Origin of the sequence: Streptomyces swartbergensis, assembly GCF_002148965.1 — a bacterium.
GTDB lineage: Bacteria > Actinomycetota > Actinomycetes > Streptomycetales > Streptomycetaceae > Streptomyces > Streptomyces swartbergensis.
This window is the reverse complement of the sequence record NZ_NGFN01000509.1, coordinates 1-4,418: the sequence shown is the minus strand read 5'-3', so window position 1 is coordinate 4,418 and position 4,418 is coordinate 1. Positions and strand designations below refer to the sequence as shown.

Sequence of the window (4,418 nt, the reverse complement as noted above, 5' to 3'; positions counted from 1 at the left end):
CTTCTGGGGGCGGTTCGACGGGGTTGCGGAGGCGGTGCGGTTTCGGGGGGAGCGGGCTGCCAAGCAGATGGGAACCCTTGGCGGGGGAAATCACTACCTCGAGCTGCTGCTGGATACTGAGGGTTCGGTGTGGCTCACCCTGCACTCCGGCTCCAGGAACATCGGCAAGGAACTGGCCGAGCACCACATCGGCGTGGCCCAGAAGCTCCCGCACAACCAGGGGCTGGTCGACCGCGACCTCGCCGTGTTCGTCGCGGACACCCCGCAGATGGCGGCGTACCGCAACGACCTGTTCTGGGCGCAGGAGTACGCGAAGTACAACCGCTCGATCATGATGGCGCTCCTCAAGGACGTGATCCGCAAGGAGTTCAAGAAGGCCAAGCCGACCTTCGAGCCGGAGATCTCCTGCCACCACAACTACGTGGCGGAGGAGCGGTACGAGGGCATGGACCTGCTCGTGACCCGCAAGGGCGCGATCCGGGCCGGTGCCGGTGAGTACGGGATCATTCCTGGCTCCATGGGCGCCAGTTCCTACATCGTGAAGGGCCTGGGTAACGACAAGGCCTTCAACTCGGCTTCGCACGGCGCGGGTCGGCGCATGAGCCGGAACGCGGCGAAGCGGCGCTTCACGGTGAGGGATCTGGAGGAGCAGACGCGAGGAGTGGAGTGCCGTAAGGACTCAGGTGTGCTCGATGAGATTCCCGGAGCTTACAAGAACATCGATCAGGTCATGGATCAGCAGCGCGATCTTGTCCAGGTCGTGGCCAAGCTGAAGCAGTTCGTGTGCGTGAAGGGATGATGAAGGAGGCCCCCGGCGTAAACCGGGGGCTTCTTCGGGGTGTCTATCGATCGGCCGGCAACGGTACCTTTTTGGTCTGCCGGCGCCACAGACGGATGCAGCAGCTTTTCTCGGTTCGGCCTGGTTCCTTGGCGGCCTGCGCGTGGTTGCCCAGCCGCAGCAGTACACGGTCTTCCTGCTCCGACCAGCGGCGGCGCTCGGGAGCGACCCTCATGTCCGTCGGGCGGATCCATGTCATCAGTGAGGCGGCTGCGACCTTCTTGCGCTCCAGTGAAAAGCAGTCCTCGTAGTAGAGATCGGCCGCAAGCCGCTGGGCGTTCTCCTTCGTGTACAGGACGTTGTAGATGCCGTCACGTGCGTTGCGATGGCCTTCGACTTGCGGCCGTAAGGCAGGCCGAGTGCGTTGATGGTGTTTCTTGCCTGGAGGGAGCACAAGCTCCAGATCGCCGAGGTGTGTACGTCGGCGAAGTTCGTGGACCGGGTGCGCTCGGTGATGCTGCTGTAATACGGCGTCAACTCCTGGAACTTGCGCAGGAGAGCGACATCTTGGGCGTTGATCTCGACGGTCAGACGCTCCTTCTGGTGTGGCGTGAGCCTGGAGCGCCTGTTCAGCTGCCGTTCGGGTGATCGAGGGTGTTCACTCCTGTGAGTGAGGGCTACTTCGGGGCGTGCAGCACCGCGTAGATCATGACGAACGCCACGATGTGGATGCCGAAGAGGAAGTAGGCGAGCCACCACCACATGTGGCGTTCGTTCTTCGTCTCCTGGGCGAGGCGCCGCTGTTCCCGTTCCCGTTCCTGTTGCCGTTCCTGGTCGCGTTCGGCGTCCGGCATCACAGGTCCCGGTGGACCTTCGTGTTGGAGGCCTGGGCGCGGGGGCGGAGGACCAGGAGGTCGACGTTGACGTGGCTGGGGCGGGTGATCGCCCAGGTGATGGTGTCGGCGACGTCGTCGGCGGTGAGGGGTTCGGCGACGCCCTCGTAGACCTTCTCCGCCTTCTCCTGGTCGCCGGAGAAGCGGGTCAGGGCGAACTCGTCCGTCTTGACCATGCCGGGGGCGATCTCGATGACACGGACCGGCCGGCCGACGATCTCCAGGCGCAGGGTCTCGGCGAGGACGTGCGCGCCGTGCTTGGCGGCGACGTAGCCCCCGCCGCCCTCGTAGGTGCCGTGGCCGGCGGTGGAGGAGACGACCACGACCGTGCCGTCGCCGCTCGCGACCAGCTTGGGCAGCAGGGCCTGGGTGAGGTTGAGCGTGCCGATGACGTTCGTCTCGTACATCTGGCGCCAGTCGGCGGGGTCGCCGGTCGCGACAGGGTCGGCGCCGAGCGCGCCGCCCGCGTTGTTGACCAGCACGCCGATGGTCTTGAAGGCCGTGGCGAACTCGTCGACCGCCGCGCGGTCGGTGACGTCGAGGGGGTACGCCGTGGCCTGGTGGCCGGCCTTGGTGATCTCCTCGGCCAGCGCCTCGATGCGGTCCTTGCGGCGGGCGGTGAGGACGACGCGGTAGCCCGCGGCGGCGAGCTGCCGGGCCGTGGCAGCGCCGATTCCGCTGCTCGCACCGGTGACGACGGCGATGCGGGAGGCGGCGGACGGGGCGGCGGTGGCCATGGGAGCTCCTCGGGCTGGCGGACGGGCCGACTTGTGTGCGAAGGCCTCCGGCCAGGATAGGTGGGCCCCGCGGTGGGAGAATGGGGGCGGGTGATCCTCCTGTTCCCCTGGAGGTTGGTCATGGGAGAAGCGCGTGAGGTCATGGACCGGCTCACGGACGCGCTCACCGAGCACTCCGATCTGAACGTCATCCGCGAGCTGTACGCCGAGGACGCGGTCGCCTTCACCCCCGACGAGGGCGAGCTGCACGGGCGCGACAACATCGTCGAGTACTGGCGGACGATGACGGAGGCGCTCCCCGAGGCGACGTTCCAGCCGTTGCATTCCTACGAAGTCGGCGACACCGCCATCGACGAAGGGATCTTCAGCGGACGGAACACCGGGCCGCTGCAACTGCCCAATGGTGAGACGCTGCCCCCGACTCAGAAGGAGATCAGGATCCGCGGGGTGGACATCGCCACCGTGAAGGACGGGCGGATCGTCGACTACCGCCTGTACTTCGACGAGATGGACTTCCTGGGGCAGTTGGGGCTGCTGCCCGACGAGCCGTTCTGAGTTCCCGGCCCTGAGCCCCGGCTCTGAGCCCCCGGCTCGGGGGGCCGGTCAGTTTCCTCGCGGGGCGTACATGATCACTGCCATGCCCGCGAGGCAGATCAGTGCGCCCGTGATGTCCCAGCGGTCCGGGCGGTAGCCGTCCGCGATCACGCCCCACAGGATCGAACCGGCGACGAAGATCCCGCCGTACGCGGCGAGGACGCGGCCGAAGTGGGCGTCGGGCTGGAACGTCGCGACGAAGCCGTAGGCGCCGAGCGCGACGACGCCGCCGGCCGCCCACAGCCAGCCCTTGTTCTCGCGCACGCCCTGCCAGACCAGCCATGCGCCGCCGATCTCGAAGAGGGCGGCGACGACGAAGAGGGCGGCGGAGCGGAGCACGAGCATGGTGGTCAGCTTCGCATGCCCCGCCCGGGCTGCCGCCTCGGCGGGTCGGCTCCCGGGCGCCGGGGCGGCGCGGGGTGCCACGCCCGTCGTGACGCCCCGCGCTAGTCGTCGGCGCCCTCGGCGTCGTAGCGCTCGCGGGCCTCTTTGACCTCGTCGAAGTGGTTCTCCGCCCAGTCCTTCACGGCGGTCAGCAGCAAGGCCAGATTGCGGCCCAGGGGGGTGAGTTCGTAGTCGACGCGGACCGGGACGGACGGGGTGACGGTGCGGGTGAGGAGGCCGTCGCGTTCCAGTGAGCGCAGGGTCTGGGTCAGCATCTTGGGGCTGACCCCGGCGATCTTGCGGCCGAGGTCGCTGTAGCGCAGGGGGCCCGGGGCGAGGGCGGACACGACGAGGCTGACCCACTTGTCGCTGATGCGGTCCAGGAGCTGGTTGGTGGGGCAGCTCTTGAGGAACGCGTCGTACTCGACGCGGGCCTGTTCGCGGCGCTGGGCCGCCGTCATGGTCGCCATGGCTCACCTCCGGGGTACATACGCACTCCTGGGTAACTACTTACTGAAAGATAGTAACTCTTCCTAGGGTTGTCCGCAGTGATCGGGAGGACATCCCGGATACCGGCAATCCAAGGAGAGTCGCTGTGCGTGCTGTTGTGGTGAACTCGTTCGGTGGCCCGGAGGCCGTGGAGGTCGTGGAGACCGAGGTGCCTCAGCCGGGTGCGCGGGAGGTGCGGATCAAGGTCGCGGCGGCCGCGCTGAACCCCGTGGACGCGGGTGTGCGGGCCGGCGTCTTCGGGGGTGCGGGGAAGAGGATCGGACTCGGCTGGGACGTCGCCGGGACGGTGGACGCGGTGGGTGTGGCCAGTTCGTGGAGTGTCGGGGACGAGGTGGTGGCGCTCGACTACGGCGTGGTCAAGCCGCTGGGCACACACGCCGAGTACGTCGTCGTGGACACGGCCGCCGCGGCCCTGGCGCCCGCCACGGTGGACCCCGTCCGCGCGGCGACGCTGCCGCTCAACGCGCTGACCGCCGTTCAGGCGCTGGATCTGCTGGAGTTGACGTCGGACCAGTCGCTGCT

8 protein-coding genes are annotated in these 4,418 nt (G+C 67.9%); 3 read left to right on the top strand and 5 right to left on the bottom strand.

What is annotated here, in order from left to right:
- Positions 1 to 799: RtcB family protein (locus tag CA983_RS41155; RefSeq protein WP_086605773.1), on the top strand; the 799-nt coding region annotated here is incomplete at its 5' end.
- 43 nt (positions 800 to 842) lie between these two features.
- Here the strand turns inward: CA983_RS41155 and CA983_RS41150 are convergent.
- The 3 genes from CA983_RS41150 to CA983_RS41145 form a co-directional block, all read right to left on the bottom strand.
- Positions 843 to 1,232, bottom strand: coding sequence for a hypothetical protein (locus CA983_RS41150; RefSeq protein ID WP_208637159.1), 390 nt, complete (start codon positions 1,230 to 1,232; stop codon positions 843 to 845).
- Between the two features lie 223 nt (positions 1,233 to 1,455).
- Entirely contained in the window at positions 1,456 to 1,632 is a 177-nt protein-coding gene (locus CA983_RS46975; protein ID WP_167407552.1) for a hypothetical protein, read from the bottom strand.
- Complete coding sequence (locus tag CA983_RS41145) at positions 1,632 to 2,408, bottom strand: SDR family NAD(P)-dependent oxidoreductase (RefSeq protein WP_086605772.1); 777 nt, start codon at positions 2,406 to 2,408, stop codon at positions 1,632 to 1,634. The genes CA983_RS46975 and CA983_RS41145 overlap by 1 nt, the downstream gene beginning before the upstream one ends.
- Positions 2,409 to 2,528: 120 nt before the next feature.
- On the opposite strand from CA983_RS41145, the gene CA983_RS41140 reads away from it, so the two are divergent.
- On the top strand, positions 2,529 to 2,963 hold the full coding sequence (locus tag CA983_RS41140; RefSeq protein WP_086605771.1) for an ester cyclase: 435 nt from the start codon (positions 2,529 to 2,531) through the stop codon (positions 2,961 to 2,963).
- Positions 2,964 to 3,011: 48 nt separating this feature from the next.
- Here CA983_RS41140 and CA983_RS41135 read toward each other — a convergent pair whose 3' ends face one another.
- Both CA983_RS41135 and CA983_RS41130 read right to left on the bottom strand, forming a co-directional pair.
- Entirely contained in the window at positions 3,012 to 3,347 is a 336-nt protein-coding gene (locus CA983_RS41135; RefSeq protein WP_086605770.1) for a YnfA family protein, read from the bottom strand.
- Between the two features lie 101 nt (positions 3,348 to 3,448).
- A complete protein-coding gene (locus CA983_RS41130; RefSeq protein ID WP_086605769.1) occupies positions 3,449 to 3,856 on the bottom strand; it encodes a winged helix-turn-helix transcriptional regulator in 408 nt (135 codons plus the stop codon).
- Between the two features lie 125 nt (positions 3,857 to 3,981).
- Between CA983_RS41130 and CA983_RS41125 the strand changes: the two genes are divergently transcribed.
- On the top strand, positions 3,982 to 4,418 hold a 437-nt coding region (locus CA983_RS41125; protein WP_425276511.1), incomplete at its 3' end, for an alcohol dehydrogenase catalytic domain-containing protein.

Bases quoted from the DNA above. Each gene is read 5' to 3' on its own strand.
- CA983_RS46975 (WP_167407552.1), bottom strand. From the start codon at position 1,632: ATGCCGGACGCCGAACGCGACCAGGAACGGCAACAGGAACGGGAACGG.
- CA983_RS41145 (WP_086605772.1), bottom strand. From the start codon at position 2,408: ATGGCCACCGCCGCCCCGTCCGCCGCCTCCCGCATCGCCGTCGTCACC.
- CA983_RS41140 (WP_086605771.1), top strand. From the start codon at position 2,529: ATGGGAGAAGCGCGTGAGGTCATGGACCGGCTCACGGACGCGCTCACC.
- CA983_RS41135 (WP_086605770.1), bottom strand. From the start codon at position 3,347: ATGCTCGTGCTCCGCTCCGCCGCCCTCTTCGTCGTCGCCGCCCTCTTC.
- CA983_RS41130 (WP_086605769.1), bottom strand. From the start codon at position 3,856: ATGGCGACCATGACGGCGGCCCAGCGCCGCGAACAGGCCCGCGTCGAG.